Origin of the sequence: Actinoplanes sp. NPDC048796, assembly GCF_040650035.1 — a bacterium.
Lineage (GTDB): Bacteria > Actinomycetota > Actinomycetes > Mycobacteriales > Micromonosporaceae > Actinoplanes.
Map to the genome: position 1 here is coordinate 52,041 of NZ_JBEZGO010000006.1, position 21,933 is coordinate 73,973.

Below are 21,933 nucleotides of genomic sequence, written 5' to 3' on the forward strand. Positions count from 1 at the left end.
GTCTCAGCGGGGTGGCCCCAAGTCTCTGTCGAAACAGCGATCAACGGCGCGTCACCACACGCGAAGGACCAGATTACCAGCACCGGGGCGCGCCGCCAAAACGGTGCCCAGCTCAGGGCCTCATGAGGCCGGCCAGCCTCGGCGCGTGGCCAGCCAGGACAGCGCTTGCTCGCCGCTGAAACGCTGATGCTGACGGCTGTGCGGGGACGCGCTGCTCGGCCCGCCGGCCGCCCGTACGAGCCAATACCCGGCCAGCGCGGCCAGGGCGCCGTCGACCCCGTCCGGTGGGGCGTTCCATTCCCGGAGGTACGCGTCCGCGTCGAGCCCACTCGCGAAGGCGGTCACCAGCAGCGTGACGGTGTCGAACCAGGGCGCTCCGAGGCACGGCCACGTCCAGTCGCAGAGGCGGGCGGCGCCCGTACCGTCGATCATGATGTTGTCGATCCGCAGGTCGCCGTGCATGAGGCCGGAGCCGGCGACCAGGGCGGGCGCCGCCCGTTCGAGCTCGGCCAACTCGGCGAGGCGGCCCGGGGCGAAGGTGTCCCGTGCGGTGTGCGGCATCGGCTCCCGGCCGGCGGCGATCTCCGACCACCAGGACATCTCGGCCCGCATGATCTCCGGCAGGGCCGGGATGCCGCTCGCCAGCAGCTCGGGCGACGGTACGGCCAGGGCCCGCGCGGCGGCCGACCAGGCCGACAGCGCGGCGTCCAGCTCGGCCGGCGACCAGGGCAGCGCCGGTACGTGCCCGTCCACGGCCTCCAGGCACAGCGTGAAGTAGCCGGCCTCGGCGATCGACCACAGCGGTCGGGGGGCCGCGACCCCGGGTGGCAGCAGCGAGGTGATCCAGCCCTCACGGGCGTACCACTCGGAAGTGGGGTCCTTGAGGGGTGCGGCCTTGACGAAGAAGCTGGGCCCGTCGGCGGTGGTCAGGACGGCGGCGAAGGCCCGGGTGAAGCCGCCGCCGGCGCCACGCGCGGCGACGACCGGCGCGCCGAGTCTCGCGGTGATCGCCTTACGCACGCTTTTCGGCAGGTCAGACCAATTCGGCCGTACGGCGGTGGCGCCGTATGGCACGTCGGGGAGGGAAATCGGCCGCACGGCACCATCCTGCCGCGCGCGTTCTTGTCGTACCCCGCTGGCAGGATCCTCGTCATGAGAACCGACGACTTCTGGGCGGTCATCGGCCGAGCGACCGCCGACCGGCCCGCCTCGCCCGCCGAGGTGGCCAAGCGCGCCGCCGCCGACCTGGCGACCCGCGATCCGGAGGAGATCGTGGCCTGGGGTCGACATCTCGACAAGGTCATGGTCGCCTCGGGCACGGCCGACCTGTGGGCGGCGGCCTACCTGATCAACGGTGGCTGTGACGACGAGGGCTTCGACAGCTTCCGGGGCTGGCTGATCGCGCACGGCCGGGACGCGGTGGCCCGCACGGTGAAAGCGCCCGACTCGCTGGCGAACGTGCAGGCGGTGAAGAACGCGGCCGACACCGGCGCCGTCTTCGAGGCCGAGGAGGTGCTGCACATCGCGGCCGACGCCTACGCGCAGGCCACCGGGCAGGAGCTGCCGGCCGAGGACCGGCCCGCGACGCGGCCCGACGCGGGAGACCTGTGGGATTTCGACAACGAGGAGGAGATGCAGAGGCGGCTGCCCAAATTGTCGGCGTTGTTCCTGGCGCCGCCGGACTGACGAACCCGCGTCCGCGTTCCGGGGTGCGGGAAACGGGTCGAGCCGGCCGGGCGGCCCGGCGAGACTCTGCACATGAGTCTTCTCCGGGGAACGGTCGCTTCGGTCAGTCGCAACGACGTCTACTCGTTCACCAAGCCGGCGCGGGACGAGATCGTGCTCGTGGCGGGCCTCGGGGTCGAGGGTGACGTGCACGCCGGGGTGAACGTGCGGCATCGCCACCGGGTGAAGCTGGATCCCACGCAGCCCAACCTGCGGCAGGTGCACCTGATCCACGAGGAGCTTTTCGGGGAGGTCGGTGAGAAGGGCTACTCGGTCAACCCCGGCAACCTGGGCGAGAACGTGACGACCAGCGGCGTCGACCTGCTCGGGCTGCCCTTGGGCACGATCCTGCGCTTCGGCCCGCCGCGGCCCGCCGCTGTCTCGGACGCCGCCAGCTCCGGTTCCGCCGGACCGGACGCTGCCAGCTTGGGTGCCGCCGGACCGGACGCTGCCAGCTTGGGTGCCGCCGGACCGGACGCTGCCAGCTTGGGTGCCGCCGGAGCGGACGCTGCCAGCTTGGGTGCCGCCGGAGCGGACGCTGCCAGCTTGGGTGCCGCCGGAGCGGACGCTGCCAGCTTGGGTGCCGCCGAGGCGGGTGTTGCCGGTTTGGGTGCTGCCGGGGCGGGTGTTGCCGGTTTGGGTGCCGCCCGGGCGGGTGCTGCTGGGGCCAACGGCGCCGGGGGAGTCGACGGCTCGGCTGCGCTGGCGGGTGTGCTGGAGGCGGCTGGGGCGGCGACGCTGGACGAGGCCACGGCGGTGGCGGCGGCGGGGGTGGCGGCTGCGGCGGAGCGGAGCGATGCGGCGGCTCGGGAGAACGGGGAAGACCCGCGGCCGGCGGTGATTCTTGCCGGGCTGCGGAACCCGTGCCAGCAGATCAACCGGTTCCAGCGGGGGCTGCTCAAGGAAGTGATCGGGCAGGACGAGCAGGGCAACGTGGTGCGCAAGGGCGGGGTCATGGCCGTCGTGCTCCGTGGCGGGCCGGTTCGGGCCGGGGACGCCATCAGCGTGGAGCTGCCTCCGGCGCCGCTCGTGCCGCTCGAGTGCGTCTGAGCGCAGGCAGCCGCCGGGCGTCGGCGGGCCGTGCCGCTCAAGGGCGTCGGACCGGTAACGCTGCTCGTGCCGCTCAAGGGCGTCGGAGGGGTGGGGGCTGCTCGTGCCGCTCAGGGGCGGCGGTGCTCTTGCCGTTCAAGGGCGTCGGACGGGTGAGGGCTGCTCGTGCCGCTCAGGGGCGGCGGTGCTCTTGCCGTTCAAGGGTGCGGTGGGGCGGCGCTGGCGGTGGTGTGGCGGCTCGGAGTGGGTGGGGTTCGGAGCGCTTGAACGGGTGTGGGCGGGGGCCGCCGCGCGGGCGTGGGACGATAGAGCGTGTCGGTGGATTGCCGGCGTACTTCGGCTTGAGAAGAACGGAAGATCGTGCCTGGACCGCTCGACCCCGGCGTGAACGTGATCGGCAACACCGATCCCGCTCGGATCCGCAACTTCTGCATCATCGCCCACATCGACCACGGCAAGTCGACGCTGGCTGACCGCATGCTGCAGATCACCGGGGTGGTCGACCCGCGTCAGATGCGTGCGCAGTACCTCGACCGCATGGACATCGAACGTGAACGTGGCATCACGATCAAGTCGCAGGCCGTGCGCATGCCCTGGGTCGTCCGCGAGGGTGACCGCACGGGCGAGACCGCGGTCCTCAACATGATCGACACCCCGGGCCACGTCGACTTCACCTACGAGGTCTCCCGGAGCCTCGCCGCCTGTGAGGGCGCGATCCTGCTGGTCGACGCCGCGCAGGGCATCGAGGCGCAGACCCTCGCCAACCTGTACCTGGCGATGGAGAACGACCTGCACATCATCCCGGTGCTCAACAAGATCGACCTGCCGGCCGCGCAGCCCGAGAAGTACGCCGAGGAGCTGGCCAAGCTGATCGGCTGCGAGCCCACCGACGTGCTGCGGGTCTCCGGCAAGACCGGTGTCGGCGTCGACCACCTGCTCGACGAGATCGTGCGGCAGTTCCAGGCGCCGGTCGGCGACGCGGCCGCCCCGGCCCGGGCGATGATCTTCGACTCGGTGTACGACGTCTACCGGGGCGTGGTGACCTACGTCCGGGTGATCGACGGGCGGATCGAGGCCCGCGACCGGATCAAGATGATGTCCACCGGCGCCGTGCACGAGCTGCTCGAGATCGGCGTCGTGTCGCCCGAGATGGAGAAGGCCGGCGCGCTCGGCGTCGGCGAGGTCGGCTACCTGATCACCGGCGTGAAGGACGTTCGCCAGTCCCGGGTCGGTGACACCGTCACCGGCAACGTCCGGCCCGCCACCGAGCCCCTGGGCGGCTACAAAGACCCGAAGCCGATGGTCTACTCGGGCCTCTACCCGATCGACGGCTCCGACTACCCGGCGCTGCGCGACGCGCTCGACAAGCTCAAGCTCAACGACGCCGCGCTCGTCTACGAGCCGGAGACCTCGGCCGCGCTCGGGTTCGGCTTCCGCGTCGGCTACCTCGGCCTGCTCCACCTGGAGATCATCGGTGAGCGGCTGGAGCGCGAGTTCAACCTCGACCTGATCTCGACCGCGCCCAATGTGGTCTACCGCGTCTTCACCGAGGACGCCGAGGAGAAGATCGTCACCAACCCGAGCGAGTTCCCCACCGGCAAGATCGCTGAGATTCACGAGCCGGTCGTACGGGCCACTGTGCTCGTTCCCAACGACTACGTCGGCGCCGTGATGGAGCTGTGCCAGAGCCGGCGCGGGTCGCTGCTCGGCATGGAGTACCTGTCGTCCGAGCGGGTCGAGCTGCGGTACACGCTGCCGCTCGCGGAGATCATCTTCGACTTCTTCGACCAGCTCAAGAGCAAGACCAAGGGGTACGCGTCGCTCGACTACGAGCCCTCCGGCGAGCAGGTGGCCGATCTGGTCAAGGTGGACATTCTGCTGCACGGCGAGCCGGTCGACGCCTTCAGTGCGATCGTGCACAAGGACAAGGCCTACAACTACGGCGTGACCATCGCGGCCAAGCTGCAGAAACTCATTCCGCGGCAGCAGTTCGAGGTCCCGATCCAGGCCGCCATCGGCAGCCGGATCATCGCCCGCGAGACCATCCGGGCCATCCGCAAGGACGTGCTCGCGAAGTGCTACGGCGGTGACATCAGCCGTAAGCGCAAGCTGCTCGAGAAGCAGAAGGAAGGCAAGAAGCGGATGAAGATGGTCGGGCGGGTGGAAGTGCCGCAGGAGGCCTTCATCGCCGCGCTCTCGACATCCGACTCCGCGGACACCAAGGGAGCAAATAAAAAATAGGGCGGTTTGGTTTTCGGGGAGCTCGGGAACACATGGTCTCGACGGACGCAACAACTTGCTCCACCCCCGAGGAGGAACCCCCAATGACTGTCACCGGCATCATCACCGCGCTCATCGTCGGTCTGATCATCGGCGCCCTGGGCCGCCTGGTTGTTCCGGGTAAGCAGAACATCCCGCTGTGGCTCACCCTGGTCATCGGCGTCGTGGCCGCCCTGCTGGGCACCGTGATCGCCCGCGCGACCGGTGTCGCGGACACCAAGGGCTTCGACTGGATCGAGCTGTTCTTCCAGGTTGTCCTGGCCGCGATCGGTGTTGCCCTGGTGGCGGGTGTCGGCGGTCGTCGCCGCCTCACCCGATAAGGCAAGCCAAACGAAGCGCCGGACCATTGTGGTCCGGCGCTTCGTGCTTTCCGGGAAAGGCCGGAAGCTAGTACCGGAACTTGTGCTGGGCGCTGCGGCGATTGACCCAGGCCGGCAGGTCCTCCACCTGATCCCGGTGCGGAAGGGTCTCGACCGCCGGCTGGCCCTCGGTGACGTTGCGCATCGTCACCACGAAACCCTGGACCAGACGGTCCTGGCGGAGATCGCGGTACGTGGCCTCGACCAGCACCCGGCTGTCGTCCGGCCGGCGCAGCGCACAGAAGATCGTGCCGTCGCCGCCGGAGGCGAAGGCCCGGCGGATCTGGCCCCGGTCGTCGCCGTCGGCCAGGTCGGCGAAGGTGGAGAGCGGGGAGAGGTCGTCGTCGCCCAGCAGCTCGTGCAGGCCGGGGCTGGCGTAGCGGACGCGCTGATCCTCGTCGAGAACCAGCATCAGATCGGCTGTGTTGCGGATCACAGCGCGCAGGTAGAGGTCGCTGTCGCGGCGGCCGACCGCTTCGACCAGGCTGATCCGGTCGAGGGCCAGGGCGGCCTGCCCGGCCAGGACCTCGAGCGCGTCGCGGGCCGCGACCAGGGCGTCGCGGCGGCCGGTCAGGACCAGGGCGCCGCCGCTGGGGCGGGCCACGGCCAGTGGTTCCAGCCAGAGCGGGCAGATCAGGGTGCCCTCGGCGGTGGGTGACTCGTCGGTCCACCAGCTGCGCGGGCGGCGGCCGGCGGGAGCGGGCGGCAGGGCCTCGAGCGCCATCTGCCGGTCGTCGGTGGCGAAGACCACACGCCGTACCGTCTGCTCCGGAAGCAGGAGGGCCACCGCGGAACGGACCGCCTCGTCGACGGCGGGCAGGTCGGGCGCGGCCACCAGGTCGGCGCTCGCGCTCCGCAGGCCGCGCTCGCGGGCCAGGGCGCGGCTGTTGAGGGTCACCGCGTCGGCCAGGCGGGTGATGGTGAGGGTGAGTGTGATCACAGCGGCCACGGCGATCGGCACACCGTCGTCCACCGTCCCGGTGAGCGCCTCGATCATGAGGACCAGTGGCGGGGTCGCCACGGACAGGACCAGCAGTGCCGCCCAGTGACCGCGCCAGGCGGGCGGGCGCGGCGTCTCGGGCATGGTGAGCCGGCTCATCGACGGATGCAGGGCGGCCAGGCCCCAGGCCACATAGAGGACCCGGTAGCCGGTCTCGGTCGCCGTGCCCGGGGCCAGCGGGTAGGCGATGTCGCCGGCCAGCATGCCCAGCGCGCCGACCAGCAGCAGCATGGCCGCGACGTTGCGCCCGGTGGCCAGGTTGAGCCGGACCGCGACGCCGACCAGCAGGATCGAGCCGATCACGTCGGCCGCCGAGATGCCGCCGAGCTCGGACATGCCGCCGACCACGAAGACCCACAGGACCAGCAGGCTGGCGCAGGCGAAGGCGAGCAGATCGATCAGCCGGGCCCGGTCGTCGATCACCGACCCGCCGCTGGTGAACCGCAGCAGCGCGCCGGCGACCAGCACGTACATCGCCAGATAGAACCCGTCGGCCAGGCCGTGATCACGCAGAGCGAAGAAGACGTCGCCCGTGGCCAGTGACGCGACTGCGCCGGCCAGCAGCAGCCAGGGGCCGAACCGGGCCGGGCGATGCGCCCGCACACCGGCCAGGATCGCCAGACAGCTGCCAGAACCTAGAAGGATCCACTCGATCGCCCTCGACACGTCCTACTTAGTACCAGGACGGTAGCTGTCTGTCCACGTCGATGTATACGCTACGCAACTGCGTACCGAAAACGCTCAACATCACTCAGGGTGAGTAAAACGCCGTCCGAAATTTCCGGCCACACACCGAAAATCGGACGTCAATCGAACACTTCGGCGATCACGCGGCCCCTGTCGGCGCCACCCTGCGCGGTCGCCGCCTGCCACTTGCCGTCCGGCGCGTGCCACTCCAGATCGGCGAAACGTACCCGTTCGAGACCGGTCGCCGAGGCATGGGCGACGAGCCAGTGGGCATAGCGCCAGCCGGCGTTCACGTCGGCCACCGCGACGGTCAGGCCGGCCACCGGCCCGGCGGTCGCCGACTCGGTCAGGCCCTTGCCCCAGTCGAGCCGCAGGCCCTCCATCAGGGCGGCCGACGCGGCGGCGCCACGCAGCACCGGCGAACCGCTCACCGAGCACTCCACCGCGCCGGTGGCCCGGCCGGTCAGCGCCTTGGCCAGCACGGCGGACTCGTCGGCCCACTTCTCGTACGCGTTCGGGTAGGCCGAGCGCTGCACCTTCTGCGCGGCGTCGGTGACCCGCATCTTCTGGTAGCCCTTGACCTTCTTCAGCGCGGTGTAGAACCGGTCGGCCGAATACCTCGGATCCTTGATCTTCTCGACCGTGCCCCAGCCCTGGCTGGGACGCTGCTGGAAGAGGCCGACCGAGTCGCGGTCGCCGGTGTCGAGGTTCTCCAGCTTCGACTCCTGGAGCGCGGTGGCCAGCGCGATCACCACGGCCCGCTCGGGCATGCCCTTGCGGACGCCCACGGCCGTGATGGTGGCCGCGTTGGCCATCTGCACGTAGTCGAGCGTCACCTCGCCGTCGGCCCGCACGACGCACTCCGGGCCGATCTTGGGCAGCTTGAGGCCGCCGGAGAAGGAGCGGACGACGGCGAACACGCCGAGCGCACCAACGAGCGTCACCACCGCCAGTGCCGCCACGACCGGTGTCCTGCGCACCCACACCCCCAAAGTTGTTCAGGCAACAAGAGTAGTCAACGAGATCACCACTACCTGGTCACTGCTGACCGGTCGCTGGGACCCAGGCGGCGTCGCGCTTCTCCCGGAAGGCGGCGACACCTTCGCGGCCCTCGGCCGAGCGGAAGTATCCGGCCGAACGCTGAGAGAGTTCTGCGAGCTCCTCGCGGACGCTTTCCTTGGGCGTACGGCGGAGAAGTTGTTTGGCGCCCGCGAGGGCGAGTGGCCCGCCGCGCACGAGCCCGGCGCAGTACCGCTCGATCGAGGCGTCCAGATCGGTGGCCTCGACGGCCGCGGTGACCAGGCCGATCTCGGCCGCCCGGGCGCCGTCGAAGACGTCGCCGGTGAGGTAGAGCTCGGCCGCCGCGCGCGGCGCCAGGCGGGGGAGCACGGTGGCGCTGATGACGGCCGGGATGACGCCGAGGCGTACCTCGGAGAAGGCGAACGTCGCCTCGGTCGTGCAGACGGCGATGTCGGCGGCGGCGATCAGGCCGAGCCCGCCGGCGCGGGCGGGACCGCCGACGCGCGCGACCACGGGCTTGGGAAACTCCCAGAGCGCGGCCAGGACGTCGGCCAGGAGCTCGGCCGGGACCCGGCCGGTCTCGCGGGCCTCGGCGGTCTCCTTGAGGTCGGCGCCCGAGCAGAACACGGGGCCGGTGTGCGAGAGGACCACGACCCGGGCCGAGGCGTCGGTCACGGCCTCGGCCAGCGCGTCCAGCAGCTCGCGCATCAGGGGGGTGGAGAGTGCGTTGCGGTTCGCCGGGCTGTCCAGGGTCATGGTGGTCACCCCGGCGTCGGTGACGGTACGGACCAGAGCCATGGCGGCACCCTAACGGGCGGCGTGCACACTTGAGGGATGGCCGGCGCACTTCCCGATGGTTTACCTGTTCCTTCCGACGGGTCGCTTCCCGCGACCGCGACGGCTGAGGCCGGCAAGAACGGATTCGCGGTCTATGTCCACGTGCCGTTCTGCGCTTCTCGATGCGGTTACTGCGATTTCAACACCTATACCGCGTCGGAGCTGGGCGGCGGGGGCAGCCGGGAGGCGTATGCCGAAACGGTTCTGCGCGAGTTGAGGCTGGCAAGTAAAGCCGTAAATCCCGAAAAAGTGGACACGGTGTTCTTCGGCGGCGGAACGCCGACGCTCCTGAGCGCGGACGATCTCGGGCGGATCCTCGCCGGGATCGATGAGACGTGGGGGTTGGCGCCCGGCGCCGAGGTGACCACTGAGGCGAATCCGGAATCTGTTGATCTGTCGTATCTGAGGACGCTGCGAAAGCACGGCTTCAACCGGATCTCGCTCGGTATGCAGTCGGCGGCGCCCGCGGTGCTGCGGATCCTGGACCGCAAGCACACGGCGGGCCGCGCGCCGCAGGCCGCCCGCGAGGCCCGCGAAGCCGGGTTCGAGCACGTCAACCTCGACCTCATCTACGGGACGCCGGGCGAGACGGCGGAGGACTTCGACGCGTCGCTGCGGGCGGTCGTCGACGCGGGTGTCGACCACGTCAGCGCGTACTCCCTGATCGTCGAGGACGGGACCCGGATGGCCGCCCGCATGCGGCGCGGCGAGATCCCGTACCCCTCGGACGACGTCGCCGCCGACCGCTACCTGGCGGCCGAACAGCAGCTGAGCGGGGCCGGCTTCGAGTGGTACGAGGTGTCGAACTGGGCCACCTCGGACGCGGCCCGCTGCCGGCACAACCTGCTCTACTGGACCGGCGCCGACTGGTGGGGTCTCGGGCCGGGCGCGCACAGCCACGTCGGCGGGGTGCGCTGGTGGAACGTCAAGCACCCCACGGCGTACGCGCAAAGGCTGGCCGAAGGTGTCTCGCCCGGTCACGCGCGCGAGCTGCTGACCGACGAGGACCGGCACGTCGAGGACGTCATGCTGCGCGTGCGGCTGCGCGACGGCATCGCCCTCGACCGGGTCGACCAGGTCGGCGCCAAGCAGGCCCTGGCCAACGGCTTGCTTGACGCCCGGGCGTACGAGAAAGGGCGTCTGGAACTGACCCTGCGTGGCCGGTTGCTGGCCGACGCCGTGATTCGCGACGTCGTCTGACTGTGGAACGCCGGGCCCCCGTGCCCGGCTCGGCTACTTGATGAGCTTCAACGACATCGGATAGTCGTACGGCTCGTTGTTGCTCGCCTTCACACCGGCGATGATGCCGAAGATGATGGCGATCAGCGCGGCCACCGGAATGATGATGAAGCCGATGACGATGCAGGACGTCACCCAGCCGATCAGGGTGACGATCGCCCAGGTGATCTGGAAGTTGAGCGCCTTCACCGACTCGGCGCGCACCGACGGCGACAGGTTGCCCTTGGCCAGCAGCGAGATCAGCGGCGCGATCCAGCCGGAGAGGCCACCGCCGAGGAACGCGCCCGCGGCCCCGCCGAAGTGGGCGACCAGGATCCACGTGCGGTCGTCCTGCGTGGGAGCACCGCCGTATCCCTGCTGGTAACCCGGGGGAGGCGGCTGGTAGCCCGGCGGGGGCGGCTGATATCCGGGCGGCGGGCCGTAACCCGGCGGCGGGGTGTACGGCGGCGGTGTCGATCCGGAAGTCGGGTCGTTAGCCGCATAAGGGTTGAACGGCCTGGTGGGGTCATTCGGGTTCGGTTCACCAGGCGGACGAGGCGGTTCAGTCATGGCTGACACGGTAGGGCCGCACTTCAATGCGGTCGAGGGCGACATGCTGATGCCCTGTCTATTCATCCGCACTCGATCATCGCGCTGCCGTCCGCGGCGACGTAGACTGGCACTCTGTCATCCGGAGTGCCAAAGCAGTGGGGGAGGGGTCATATGAGTCTCGATGACCGCAAGCTCGAAGTGCTTCGGGCGATCGTCGAGGACTACGTCGAGACCCAGGAGCCCGTCGGCAGCAAGGCACTGGTCGAGCGCCACCAGCTGGGCGTCTCCCCGGCCACTGTGCGCAACGACATGGCGGTGCTGGAGGAGGAGGGCTACATCCGGCAGCCGCACACCAGCGCCGGCCGGGTGCCCACCGACGCCGGCTACCGGCTGTTCGTCGACCGCCTCTCCAAGGTCAAGGCGCTGAGCCCGGCCGAGCGGCGAGCCATCGAGCGGTTCCTGATCGGCGCCGTCGACCTGGACGACGTCGTGCACCGCACGGTGCGCCTGCTCGCCCAGCTCACCCGCCAGGTCGCGGTCGTGCAGTACCCGTCGCTGGCCCGCTCCTCGGTGCGTCACCTCGAGCTGGTGCCGATCTCCACCACGCGCCTCATGCTGGTGATGATCGCCGACACCGGCCGCGTCGAGCAGCGGCTGGTCGAGCTGCCCGGCCCGGTGCCGCCCGAGGACGTCACCGACCTGCGCCGCCGCGTCAACGAGAAGCTCGCCGGCAAGAAACTCGCCGACACCCCACCGCTGGTGCAGGGCCTGGTCGACGACTGCGCGCCGGAAAGCCGGGCCACGATGGCGTGCCTGGCCTCGGTGCTCCTCGAGACCTTGGTCGAGCGCAGTGAGGAACGCCTCGCGTTGGCGGGTACGGCTAACCTGACAAGAGGTGGGGTGCTGGACTTCCAAGGCACCCTCCGCCCGGTCCTCGAAGCCCTCGAGGAAGAGGTCATCCTGCTGAAGTTGATCGGCGACCTGGAACCGAGCACCACGCGGGTCCGGATCGGCGACGAGAACGAGATCGACAACCTGCGGTCGGCGTCCGTGGTCAGCACGGGGTACGGCCCCGGTGCGACGATCGTCGGTGGGCTCGGTGTGCTCGGCCCCACCCGGATGGACTACCCCGGCACCATCGCGACCGTGCGCGCGGTGGCACGCTACGTGGGCGACCTTCTAGCACAAAATTGACGAGGATTGCGGAGCCCGTGGCCAAGGACTACTACGGCATTCTCGGCGTGAGCCGGGAAGCCACCGACGACGAGATCAAGCGCGCCTACCGCAAACTGGCTCGGCAGTACCATCCGGACGTCAACCCGGACCCGGAAGCGCATGAGAAGTTCAAGGACATCAACGCGGCGTACGAGGTCCTGTCCGACGACCAGAAACGCCAGATCGTCGACCTGGGCGGCGACCCGCTCGCGCCCGGCGGCGGCATGGGTCCCGGCGGACCCGGCGGGGCCGGCGGCCCGTTCGTCGGCTTCCAGGACATCATGGATGCCTTCTTCGGCTCGGCGGCGGGCGGCGGCGGCCGCGGCCCACGCCCCCGCACCCGGCCCGGAGCGGACGCGATCCTGCGGCTCGAGCTGGACCTGAACGAGACGGCCTTCGGCGTCGAGGCGCCGATCACCGTCGACACGGCGGTGCTGTGCACCCAGTGCTCGGGCGCGGGCACGGCGCCGGGCACCCACCTGGCGACCTGCGAGACGTGCGGTGGCCGCGGCGAGGTGCAGAGCGTGCAGCGCACCTTCCTCGGCCAGGTGGTCTCGTCGCGCCCCTGCGCCACCTGCCAGGGCCACGGCACGGTCATCCCGCACCCGTGCCCGACCTGCGCCGGCGACGGCCGGGTGCGCACCCGCCGCTCGCTGACGGTGAAGATCCCGGCCGGCGTCGAGGACGGCATGCGCATCCGCCTGGCCCAGCAGGGCGAGGTCGGCCCCGGCGGCGGCACCCCCGGCGACCTGTACGTGGAGATCCACGAGCGCCCGCACGACGTCTACTCCCGCAAGGGCGACGACCTGCACTGCCGGGTGACGCTGCCGATGACCGCGGCCGCGCTGGGCACCCGCCTGACGATCAAGACGCTGGACAGCGAAGAGGCCATCGAGGTCAAATCCGGCACCCAGCCGGCCAGCACGCTGCGCATCCGCGGCAAGGGCGTGCCCCACCTGAGGGGCCAGGGCCGGGGCGACCTGTTCGTCCACCTCGACGTCAAGACCCCGACCAAGCTGACCGCCGACCAGGAACGCATGCTGCGCGACTTCGCCAAGACCCGAGGCGAGGACGTGGCCGAGCTCAGCAAGCAGGGCGGCTTCTTCAGCCGCATGCGAGACGCCTTCAACGGCCACTGAGCCTTTCCAGGTCAAAGGCAGGATGTCGTAGCGGGGTGGGGCGTACAGATCGCTGCTCCCGCCGAGGGCCCGGGCGGGGCGAGCAGGGCGCTGCGCGCCCAGAACGCTCACCCCACCCGGGCGACGTGCGTGAGTGGTCGCGCTCAAACCCCTAGCCCGGTCGTGGCGCTTCGGTCAGCCGCCTACTCGGCTGCTGGCTCGGTCGTGGTCCTTCGGTCAGCCGCCTACTCGGCTGCTGGCTCGGTCGTGGTCCTTCGGTCAGCCGCCTACTCGGCTGCTGGCTCGGTCGAGGAGCAGGGGGATGAGCTCCGCTCGCCAGATGTCCAGGTGGACGGCTCCGCTGGACGGCCCACCGTGGGCGAACTCCTCACGGACCACCCACGCGGTGGTCTCGGAGGCCAGGTTGACGCTGACCAGGCGGTCGAACTCGGCGTAGAGCAGCCGCTCGACCTCACTGAGGGACGGCGGTAGATAGGTCGTGGCGAGCCGCTCGGCCATCGCCCGCCACACCCATGGATCACCCCGGAGGCCCCAGCGTGGCGGCTCGGGTTCGAAGAGCTCAGACACCACCTTCATGAAATTCACTCATACCCGCCGATGGCCCGCCCCAAGCGGCCGTTAGCACAGTCTGGAAGCGCGACCGGCCCAAACGCCAACGCCCGGGCGCAGCCCTCGATCCCGGCGCGGACGTCCCCGGTCATTGCGCGACGGCATCCGTCGTGACGGGGCGGGACGGGTGGGGACGTCGGTACGGCGCCCGTCGTGACGGGGCGGGACGGGTGGTGACGTGGGCACGGGCGCCTGTCGTGGCGCGGGCGGCGCCGGTCGTCGTGTAGGGACGGGCGCCTGTCGTGGTGTGGGCGGCGCCGGTCGTCGTGTAGGGACGGGCGCCGGTCGTGGTGTGGGGGCGGCGCCGTCGCGGTGGAGGTGGCGTCAGTAGTGGGAAGCGGCGTCCATCGTGGCGGAGGCGGCGTCGGTCATGGCGGCGGCGGCGACCGTCGTGGTGGGGACGGCGGCCAGGCGGGCGTAGTCGGCGCTGATGTCGGCGGCGGTGCGCAGCAGGTGGGGCAGGTGTTTCTGGACCAGGGTCTCGACCGACGTCTCGGCCGCGTGCACGGTCACGTTGATCGCCGCGATGACCTGGCCGTTGCCGTCGCGCACGCCCGTGGCGACGGACCTGATCCCGGGCGCCAGGTCCTGGTCGGCGAGCGCCCAGCCGCGAGCCCGCACCTCCAGGAGCGCCGTCATGAAGACGTCGAGCGTGGGCCGGTACCGCGCGACGATGCCCGACCGGGAGTGCTCGGCCAGGATCTCGGGCACCACCCGGGGCTCCTTCGCGGCGAGCAGCACCTTGCCCATCGACGTCGCGGGGGCCGGGAACCGGGTGCCGATCGAGACCGCCAACGTCACGATCTTGGGTACCGCCACCCGGGCCACGTAGACGATGTCGCAGCCGTCGAGCTGCGCCATCGAGGTCGACTCGCCGGTGATGCCGACCAGCTCCTCCATGTGCGGCCGGGCCACCTCCCACAGGTTCAGCGAGTTGACGTACGCCATGCCCAGCTCGAGCACCCGCGGGGTCAGCGCGAAGCCGCGGCCCTCACTGCGCGCGTAGCCGAGCGCCTCCAACGTGAGCAGAATGCGACGCACCGTAGGCCGGGCCAGGCCGGTCTCGGCCGCGATGTCGCTCAGCGTCATCGACGGCTGGCCCGGACGGAAGGAACGCAGGACATCAAGGCCGCGCGCGAGGGCCTCGATGAAGTCAGGCCCCGTGCCCCTTCCGGTGTCGGTCATCTCCTAATGCTTCCACTGCGCCGATCCGGCGTCCCACTCGGTGTACTGGTACGGGTTCTCACGGATCGCCGTCTCGGGCACGTCGGGGTTCATCCCGCGCCGCCAGGCCTGTTCACCCATCGTCTCGCGCAGGTAGTCGACGGTCGCCTCGACCTTGGCCCGGGCGGCGGCCAGGTCGACGTCGACGAGCCGGCCGTCCTGCTTCACGACCCGGCCGCCGACCAGCACGGTGTGCACGTCGCCGCGCTGCGCCTGGAAGGCGACGTGCCCGTACGGGTGCAGGACCGGGAACATCACGGGTGACGCGTCGTTCTTGATCAGTACGATGTCGGCCTGCCGTCCCGGCGTGAGCGCGCCGAGCTGGGAGTCCAGGCCGAGCGCGCGGGCGCCGCCCCGGGTCGCCCACTCGACGACATGCTCGGCCCGCAGGTGGGCGTGTGTCACGGTCTCCTGCTTGGAGTGCGCCTCCAGGTGCTCACGCGAGCGGTCGGCCCCGAGCGTGGTGCGCATCGCGGAGAACAGGTCACCGCTCCACCAGACGCTGGTGTCCATCGACAGCGAGACCGGGATGTCGTGGTGGCGCAGCTGGAAGGTGGGTGGGTAGCCCTGACCGGCGCTCTGCTCGCTCTCGGTGGAGACCGAGACGGAGCCGCCGGTGGCGGCGATCCGGTTGTACGAGTCGTGGGTGAGGGTGGCGGCATGCACGTACACGTTGCTGGGACCCATGAATCCGTTCTCGTGCATGAGCCGGATGCCGTCGTCGTTGGTGGCGCCCCAGACTCCGGCGTGCGTGGTGACGGCGACGCCGAGCTCGCGGGCGACCTCGAAGGCCGCCTTCTCCGGGAAGGCCGGGTCGCCGGTGACGTCGAAGGCCATCTGGAACCCGGCGAGCTTGCCGCCGTCGACCCGCCGGCGGTAGAAGTCGCGGAAGGCGCCGGAGGTCGCCCACTCCCACGGTCCCTGCTGGATGTTGCCGTAGGCCAGGACGAACCGGCCGGGCACGGCCTCGAGCGCGTCGACCGCGGCGTCGGCGTGATCGGCGGTCTGCAGGCCGTGTGACCAGTCCACGGTGGTGGTGACGCCGGCGTCGATCGCCTCGATCGCGGCCAGCAGGTTGCCGGCGTGGATGTCCTCGGGGCGGAACAGCTTGCCCGATTCCAGGTAGTACCAGACGAAGTACTGCGTGAGGGTCCAGTCGGCCCCGTAGCCGCGCATGGCGGTCTGCCACATGTGCCGATGGGTGTCGATCATGCCCGGCATGATCACGCCGCCGGTGGCGTCGATCTCGAGGGCGCCCTCGGGCGCGGTGAGGCCGGTGCCGACCTCGGCTATCCGGCCGTCGACCACGAGCACGTCGGCCCCGGAAAGAACGGTGTGTGAGTCGTCCATGGTCAGGACCAGGCCGTTACGCAGGATGGTCGGCCGGCTGTTCGTGCTCATCGCAGCTCCTCTCGGACGCTCGTCCGTCAAGCGGACAACGAGTTCGCGCCAGTCTTCTCCCGCCCTCTTCGCGGTGTCAATGGTTTGTTTCGAGCAGATCAACAGGGCGTTGACAGCATGCAGATCTTGGTCGAGGCTGGTCCGGCGGACATGTGTCCGTAGAACGGCGGTTGGGATTGATGGGACCATTGAACGGCTTGCTGGTGGCGGACTTCTCGCGGATCCTCGCCGGGCCGTACGCGACGATGCTGCTGGCCGACCTCGGCGCGCAGGTGATCAAAGTGGAGGGACCGGGCGGCGACGACACCCGCACGTGGATGCCGCCCACCCGCGACGGCGTCTCGACGTACTACCTGGGCATCAACCGCAACAAGCGCTCGATCGCCCTCGACCTCAAGGATCCCGGCGACCTGGCCGCGGCGCGTGAGCTCGCCCGTCGGGCCGACGTCATGATCCAGAACTTCCGCCCGGGTGGCCTCGCCCGCTTCGGCCTCGACTACGAGTCGGTCGCCGCGGCCAACCCGGCGATCGTCTACGCGAGCATCAGCGGCTTCGGGTCCGGCGCCGGCGCCGACCTGCCCGGGTACGACCTGATGATCCAGGCGATTTCCGGCCTGATGAGCCTCACCGGCGACCCCGACGGGCCGGCTTACCGGGCCGGCATCTCGGTCTTCGACGTGATGGCCGGCATGCACGCCAACATCGGCATCCTCGCCGCTTTGCACCACCGCGGCGAGAGCGGGCGCGGTCAGCACGTCGAGGTCAACCTGCTCAGCTCGGCGCTCTCCGGCCTGGTCAACCACTCCAGCGGTTACGTCGCGGGCGGCACGGTGCCCTACCGGATGGGCAACGCCCACCCCAGCCTTTTCCCGTACGAGCCGTTGCCCACCGCCGACGGCGAGCTGATCGTCATCGCCGGCAACGACGGGCAGTTCCGCAAGCTGTGCCAGGTGCTGGGCCTGCCCGACCTGCCGTCCGACCCGCGGTTCGGCCGCAACCAGGACCGTACGGCCAACCGTGCCGAACTGCGCCCGCTGCTCGTCGAGCGGCTGACGACCCGAACCAAGGACGAGTGGTTCCGCGACCTGATCGCGGCCGGCGTGCCGTGCGCGCCGATCAACACGATCGACGGCGGAGTGGCCCTGGCCGAGGAGCTCGGGCTCGACCCCGTCGTCACCGTCGGCGACGTGCCCGGCGTCCGTAACCCCATCACGTTTTCCGGCACTCCGGCACGGTACGAGCTGCCGCCGCCCGGTCTGGACGAGCACGGCGAGGAGATCCGCAAGTGGCTGAGGAGCTGAGCTTCCCGACCGGCATCGGCACGTCGACGCCGACCAGCATCTCGCTGCTGGGACAGGATCTCGCCGCCGATCTGATGGGCAAGGTCGGCTTCGGTGAGCTGGCCTACTGGCTGGTCGCCGGGCGCCGGCCCACCCCGGGCGAGGTGCGGGTCTTCGAGGCGGTGCTCGTGGCGCTGGCCGATCACGGCTTCACCCCGACCGCGATCGCCGCCCGCCTGACGTACCTCTCCGCGCCGGAATCGTTGCAGGGCGCCCTGGCCGCCGGGCTCCTCGGCGGCGGTTCCCGGTTCCTCGGGGTCACCGAGGACTGCGGGCGCTTCCTCGCCGACACCCTGATCGAGGCCGGGACCGAGCGCGACTACGACGTCATCGCGCTCGAGGCGGTGCGCCGCGCCAAACAGGACGGTCGCTTCGTTCCGGGGCTCGGCCACCCGGTGCACAAGGACGAGGATCCGCGTACGCCCGTGCTGATCGCGATCGCCGAGCAGGAGGGACTGCGCGGGCCGCATCTGCGCCTGTTCGAGGCCATCGGGCGGGTCCATCCGCAGGTGCTCGGGCGCAAGCTGCCGCTCAACGGCGCCGGGGTGTGCGGCGCCGCCCTCGCCGACCTGGGGCTGCCCACCGAGCTGTTGCGGGGCTTCGCCCTGCTGGCCCGGGCGGCCGGCCTGCTCGGGCATCTCGCCGAGGAACGCCGCCGGCCGCTCGGCATGGAGATCTACAAAACCGTCGACCGCAACGCCGTCTACGAACCCCGAGAGGATTGACTATGGCCAGCATCGTCGCGGTCATCGCCTCCACCCACCACCCGTTCTACTACCGGGCCAGCACGGCGACGGGGGAGGACAGGCCGCCCTTCGCCGACGAGTGGACCCGCAAGATCCTGGCATTCCGCGAGACCCTCACCCGGGCCAACCCGGACGTGCTGGTCATGGTCGGCTCCGACCACTTCCACCAGCTCTGGCTGGACAACATGCCGCAGTTCCTGGTCGGCAAGGCGCCCTTCTACGACGCGAACTGGTACAACGAGGAACGCGAGTTCGGCCTGCCGCGGATGCTGCTCAAGGGCCAGGAGGATCTGTCGGCGCATGTGCTGCGGGCCGGCCTGGACGCCGGATTCGACCTGGCGTTCAGCAACGAGCTGCGCATCGACCACAGCATCACGTGCCCGATCATCACGCTGCGGCCCGAGGCCGACCTGCCGATCGTGCCGATCTACACCAACATCTTCGCGCCGCCGCTGCCGCAACCCTCGCGCTTCGTGAAGCTGGGCGAGACGATCCGGCAGATCGTCGAGCAGTGGCCGTCCGACCTGCGGGTCGCGATCATCGGCACCGGGCATCTGTCGCTCGAGCTGGGTGGCCCGCGGCAGTTCGGGCCGCACGGCCCCGACCCGGAATTCGACCGGCGGGCGGTCGAGTGGATCGCCTCCGGCGACCTCGACAACTGCCTGCGCGAGGTGACGCTGGACAGCCTGCACTCGCCGGGCAACGCCACCCATGGCTTCATGGACTTCATGCTGATGATGGGCGTGGCCGGGGCGGGGGCGAAAGCCCATCACGTCGACACGCTCGACCTGTTCCACACCATGGAGGCGTACTTCACCTGGTATCCGAACGGAGTTCCGGCGTGAGCAAATACCTGCTGAACAAGTTTTTGTACACAGTGGATCGCGACCCCGAGCTGGTGGAGCGCTACCGCGTCGAACCGCGCGAGATGGTGACCTGGTGGGAGGCCGAGCGCGCCAACTCGGTGCTCAACTGCCACACCGGTGAGGCGAGTACGTGGCTGCGCTTCTCCGACGCCGAGCGGGAAGCGCTCATCGCGCACGATCACGTGCGCCTGTTCGAGCTGGGCGCCCATCCGTTCCTCACGTTGACGCTGTTCATCGCGATGTTCGAGCGGGACAACACCGAGCCGCTGGAATACCAGAAGGCGTTCGGGATGCGGCTGGCCCACTTCGCGCAGCCGTACCCGGACATCGCGACATGATCCGCGCGGCCGTGCTGACCGTGTGCGGGCTGCCGCCGGCGGTGGCGGAGCGGCCCGCGCCGCCACCCGGCGACGGCCTCGTGCCGATCACTGTGGCAGCCGCGCCGATCACGCCGCTCGACCTGCTCTGCGCCTCGGGTACGAGCTACTTCGGTACGCCGGCCACACCGTACGTGCCGGGCGTGCAGGGCGTGGGGCACCGGGCGGACGGGGCGCCGGTCTGGTTCGCCACGCCCGCCGGCATGCGCCCGGGCGACGGCAGCATGGCGGCCGAGGTGGCGGTGCCGGCGGACGATGTCGTGGAGCTTCCGCCGGCGGTGCCGCTGCCATTGATCGCGGCGCTCGGGCTGTCGGCGGTGGCGGCCCACTCGGCTCTGACCCGCGCCGGCGGACTGGCCGCCGGGGAGCAGGTCGTCGTGCTCGGCGCCGGGGGAGTGGTGGGTCAGGCGGCGGTGCAGCTCGCGCTGCTGGCCGGTGCGCGCCGGGTCATCGCGGTGGCGCGCTGGGCGGATGCCCGGGCTCGGGCGGCGGAGCTCGGCGCGGCGGCGACCGTCCCGTTCACGCCCGGCGACGACGTGTCCACTATGGCCGGTTTGCTCCGGGAAGCCGCGGACGGGCCGGTCGATCTCGTGCTCGACCCGGTCTTCGGTGTGCCGGCCGCGGCCGCGCTGCGCGTGTTGCGGCCGGGCGGGCGGCTGGTCAACCTGGGCAGTGCGGCCGGCGCCGAGGCTCCGATCGAGTCGGCGGTGCTGCGTGCGGGTTCGCTGCGAATCATGGGCTACACCAACAACGGGCTGTCGCCCGGCGAGCGGGCCGAGTCGTTGCGGGTGATCGCCGGGCACGCCCTGGCCGGGCGCCTGGTCGTCGACCACGAGGTGGTGCTGTTCGAGTCCGTGGCCGAGGCATGGCAGAGGCAGGCGAGAGGAGAGGCTCGGGGCCGCATGGTGCTGACGTTCTGAGTCTCCGCATGTCGATCACGCGTTGGGGGAACTGCACGGATCGCGGCCGTCGCCGTCCGCTTCCCTCCGCCAGTCGCGCGGTCACCGGGCGTCTCCCGATCCCCGTCTCCCGGATCAAGCGAAGGGTGAGGTGCCGCCACATCTCACCCGGCGCCGGTCCGGGAGGCGGCCCGCCCGGGGGAGTGGATGCTGGGCTGCTCGGGTTTGGGGAGATCTCTAGAGCGGTTCGATGGTGAGTGTGGACAGGAGGGTGGGGTCGGCTATGGCGTCCATCGCGGTGATCTGACCGGCCTCGAAAGTGAGCCGGACCGCTATCCGGGTCTTGCCGCCGGGGGCGACGGCTATGCCGACGGTGCCGTCGATCAGGGCGGTGACGGCGGTTGCGGCGCGGCCGGAGAAGAACTGGGCCACGAGGGTCGAACCGTCGATCTCGGCGGGGGCGCCGAGCTTGCGGCCGGCCTCGTCGACGCGGAGGCGGACGTCGGGGTCGAGCAGGCTCAGCAGGGTGACGAAATCGCCGGCCCGGGAGGCGGCCAGGAAAGCGTCGACGATGTCGCGCGGGGCCGTTCGGTGGGACGCGGGGCGCCCGGCATCACGTCTCAGGGACGCCCGCCCGGTCACCGGCGTGGCGACTTCGGGAGTCGCGGTCTCGGCCATTGCGATGGGCGGTGCCGGGGTCGACGGTGCCGCGCGGGGCGGTGCCGAGGTGGGCGTTGTCGCGCGCGGCGGTGCCGGGGTCGACGGTGCCGCGCGGGGCGGTGCCGAGGTGGGCGTCGTCGCGCGCGGCGGTGCTGGGGTGGGCGGTGTCGCGTGGGGCGGTGCCGGGGTGGGCGGTGTCGCGTGGGGCGGTGGTGTGGGCTGCGGCTTGGTGTGGGACTGGATTCGGCGGCGGGCTCGGCTGGCCAACTGGCGGGCGGCTTCGGGGGAGCGGCCGACTACGGGGGCTATCTCGTCGAACGGGACGGCGAAAAGGTCGTGCAGGACGAAAGCCAGACGCTCCACCGGGGACAGGGTTTCCAGGACGACCATCAAGGCCAGGCCCACCGAGTCGGCCAGAACGGTTTCCTGTTCGGGGTCGGTGGACGGGTGGTGGGCCGGAGGTTCCGTCTCGTACGCGTCCTCGCGACGCGTGGTTCGGGAGCGGAGCATGTCCAGGCAGACGCGGCCGACGACGGTGGTCAGCCAGGCGTCGAGGTTGTCGATGGTGTCGGCGCCGGTTCGGTTCAGGCGCAGCCAGGCCTCCTGGACGGCGTCCTCGGCCTCGGCTGTGGAGCCCAGCATGCGGTGGGCCACCGCTCGCAGCCTCGGCCGGTTCGCCTCGAAGTGGTCGTGCACGTCCATGGTGTCCTCCCCGTGCGGCCGTGACGA

The 21,933-nt window shown here is 70.7% G+C and carries 20 protein-coding genes and 1 pseudogene; 12 read left to right on the top strand and 9 right to left on the bottom strand.

Annotated elements, in window-relative coordinates:
• Window positions 1–120: 120 nt before the first annotated feature.
• Window positions 121–1,098, bottom strand: a complete 978-nt coding sequence (locus tag AB0C26_RS24615) for a phosphotransferase (RefSeq protein WP_360251790.1) — start codon at window positions 1,096–1,098, stop codon at window positions 121–123.
• A 54-nt stretch (window positions 1,099–1,152) separates the two neighbouring features.
• Between AB0C26_RS24615 and AB0C26_RS24620 the strand changes: the two genes are divergently transcribed.
• The 4 genes from AB0C26_RS24620 to AB0C26_RS24635 all read left to right on the top strand — a co-directional run bounded on the left by AB0C26_RS24620 (window position 1,153) and on the right by AB0C26_RS24635 (window position 5,375).
• Window positions 1,153–1,686 carry a DUF4240 domain-containing protein gene (locus AB0C26_RS24620; protein ID WP_360251793.1) on the top strand — a complete coding sequence of 178 codons (534 nt, stop codon included), beginning with the start codon at window positions 1,153–1,155 and terminating at the stop codon, window positions 1,684–1,686.
• Between the two features lie 72 nt (window positions 1,687–1,758).
• Window positions 1,759–2,775, top strand: a complete 1,017-nt coding sequence (locus tag AB0C26_RS24625) for a transcription elongation factor (RefSeq protein WP_360251796.1) — start codon at window positions 1,759–1,761, stop codon at window positions 2,773–2,775.
• Between the two features lie 360 nt (window positions 2,776–3,135).
• Entirely contained in the window at window positions 3,136–5,016 is a 1,881-nt protein-coding gene (gene lepA, locus AB0C26_RS24630) for a translation elongation factor 4 (protein WP_360251799.1), read from the top strand.
• A gap of 83 nt (window positions 5,017–5,099) precedes the next feature.
• The gene (locus AB0C26_RS24635; RefSeq protein ID WP_097320277.1) at window positions 5,100–5,375 is read left to right on the top strand and encodes a GlsB/YeaQ/YmgE family stress response membrane protein; all 276 of its coding nucleotides are present in this window, start codon (window positions 5,100–5,102) and stop codon (window positions 5,373–5,375) included.
• A gap of 67 nt (window positions 5,376–5,442) precedes the next feature.
• On the opposite strand, the gene AB0C26_RS24640 is transcribed toward AB0C26_RS24635, so the two are convergent.
• The 3 genes from AB0C26_RS24640 to AB0C26_RS24650 all read right to left on the bottom strand — a co-directional run bounded on the left by AB0C26_RS24640 (window position 5,443) and on the right by AB0C26_RS24650 (window position 8,919).
• Window positions 5,443–7,080 carry a PAS domain-containing protein gene (locus AB0C26_RS24640; protein ID WP_360251803.1) on the bottom strand — a complete coding sequence of 546 codons (1,638 nt, stop codon included), beginning with the start codon at window positions 7,078–7,080 and terminating at the stop codon, window positions 5,443–5,445.
• Window positions 7,081–7,220: 140 nt separating this feature from the next.
• Window positions 7,221–8,087, bottom strand: coding sequence for a hypothetical protein (locus AB0C26_RS24645; RefSeq protein ID WP_360251806.1), 867 nt, complete (start codon window positions 8,085–8,087; stop codon window positions 7,221–7,223).
• Between the two features lie 52 nt (window positions 8,088–8,139).
• Window positions 8,140–8,919 carry an enoyl-CoA hydratase-related protein gene (locus tag AB0C26_RS24650; protein ID WP_360251809.1) on the bottom strand — a complete coding sequence of 260 codons (780 nt, stop codon included), beginning with the start codon at window positions 8,917–8,919 and terminating at the stop codon, window positions 8,140–8,142.
• A gap of 36 nt (window positions 8,920–8,955) precedes the next feature.
• Here AB0C26_RS24650 and hemW point away from each other — a divergent pair, with 36 nt between their 5' ends.
• On the top strand, window positions 8,956–10,158 hold the full coding sequence (gene hemW, locus AB0C26_RS24655) for a radical SAM family heme chaperone HemW (protein ID WP_360251812.1): 1,203 nt from the start codon (window positions 8,956–8,958) through the stop codon (window positions 10,156–10,158).
• 33 nt (window positions 10,159–10,191) lie between these two features.
• Here hemW and AB0C26_RS24660 read toward each other — a convergent pair whose 3' ends face one another.
• Window positions 10,192–10,746, bottom strand: a complete 555-nt coding sequence (locus tag AB0C26_RS24660) for a DUF4870 domain-containing protein (protein WP_360251815.1) — start codon at window positions 10,744–10,746, stop codon at window positions 10,192–10,194.
• Between the two features lie 153 nt (window positions 10,747–10,899).
• Between AB0C26_RS24660 and hrcA the strand changes: the two genes are divergently transcribed.
• Window positions 10,900–11,922: a heat-inducible transcriptional repressor HrcA gene (gene hrcA / locus AB0C26_RS24665; protein WP_360251818.1), complete on the top strand. Its 1,023-nt coding sequence runs from the start codon at window positions 10,900–10,902 to the stop codon at window positions 11,920–11,922.
• Window positions 11,923–11,939: 17 nt separating this feature from the next.
• Complete coding sequence (gene dnaJ / locus AB0C26_RS24670) at window positions 11,940–13,082, top strand: molecular chaperone DnaJ (RefSeq protein WP_360251821.1); 1,143 nt, start codon at window positions 11,940–11,942, stop codon at window positions 13,080–13,082.
• A gap of 258 nt (window positions 13,083–13,340) precedes the next feature.
• Here dnaJ and AB0C26_RS24675 read toward each other — a convergent pair whose 3' ends face one another.
• From AB0C26_RS24675 to AB0C26_RS24685, 3 genes are all read right to left on the bottom strand, one after another.
• Entirely contained in the window at window positions 13,341–13,649 is a 309-nt protein-coding gene (locus AB0C26_RS24675) for a hypothetical protein (RefSeq protein ID WP_360251824.1), read from the bottom strand.
• A 366-nt stretch (window positions 13,650–14,015) separates the two neighbouring features.
• The gene (locus tag AB0C26_RS24680; RefSeq protein ID WP_360251827.1) at window positions 14,016–14,876 is read right to left on the bottom strand and encodes an IclR family transcriptional regulator C-terminal domain-containing protein; all 861 of its coding nucleotides are present in this window, start codon (window positions 14,874–14,876) and stop codon (window positions 14,016–14,018) included.
• Between the two features lie 3 nt (window positions 14,877–14,879).
• Window positions 14,880–16,316, bottom strand: coding sequence for an amidohydrolase family protein (locus AB0C26_RS24685; RefSeq protein WP_360251830.1), 1,437 nt, complete (start codon window positions 16,314–16,316; stop codon window positions 14,880–14,882).
• 179 nt (window positions 16,317–16,495) lie between these two features.
• On the opposite strand from AB0C26_RS24685, the gene AB0C26_RS24690 reads away from it, so the two are divergent.
• Genes AB0C26_RS24690 through AB0C26_RS24710 form a run of 5 tightly spaced genes read left to right on the top strand, consistent with a single transcriptional unit; the run spans window position 16,496 to window position 20,565 of the window.
• A complete protein-coding gene (locus AB0C26_RS24690) occupies window positions 16,496–17,617 on the top strand; it encodes a CoA transferase (protein ID WP_360251833.1) in 1,122 nt (373 codons plus the stop codon).
• Window positions 17,602–18,381: a citryl-CoA lyase gene (locus AB0C26_RS24695; protein WP_360251836.1), complete on the top strand. Its 780-nt coding sequence runs from the start codon at window positions 17,602–17,604 to the stop codon at window positions 18,379–18,381. The genes AB0C26_RS24690 and AB0C26_RS24695 overlap by 16 nt, the downstream gene beginning before the upstream one ends.
• A gap of 2 nt (window positions 18,382–18,383) precedes the next feature.
• Window positions 18,384–19,247, top strand: coding sequence for an extradiol ring-cleavage dioxygenase (locus tag AB0C26_RS24700; RefSeq protein WP_360251839.1), 864 nt, complete (start codon window positions 18,384–18,386; stop codon window positions 19,245–19,247).
• Window positions 19,244–19,606, top strand: coding sequence for a hypothetical protein (locus AB0C26_RS24705; protein WP_360251842.1), 363 nt, complete (start codon window positions 19,244–19,246; stop codon window positions 19,604–19,606). The genes AB0C26_RS24700 and AB0C26_RS24705 overlap by 4 nt, the downstream gene beginning before the upstream one ends.
• The gene (locus tag AB0C26_RS24710) at window positions 19,603–20,565 is read left to right on the top strand and encodes a zinc-binding alcohol dehydrogenase family protein (RefSeq protein WP_360251845.1); all 963 of its coding nucleotides are present in this window, start codon (window positions 19,603–19,605) and stop codon (window positions 20,563–20,565) included. The genes AB0C26_RS24705 and AB0C26_RS24710 overlap by 4 nt, the downstream gene beginning before the upstream one ends.
• Window positions 20,566–21,441: 876 nt before the next feature.
• Here the strand turns inward: AB0C26_RS24710 and AB0C26_RS24715 are convergent.
• Window positions 21,442–21,906 (bottom strand): annotated as a pseudogene (locus AB0C26_RS24715) (sigma-70 family RNA polymerase sigma factor); the annotation flags it as partial.
• Window positions 21,907–21,933: the final 27 nt, after the last annotated feature.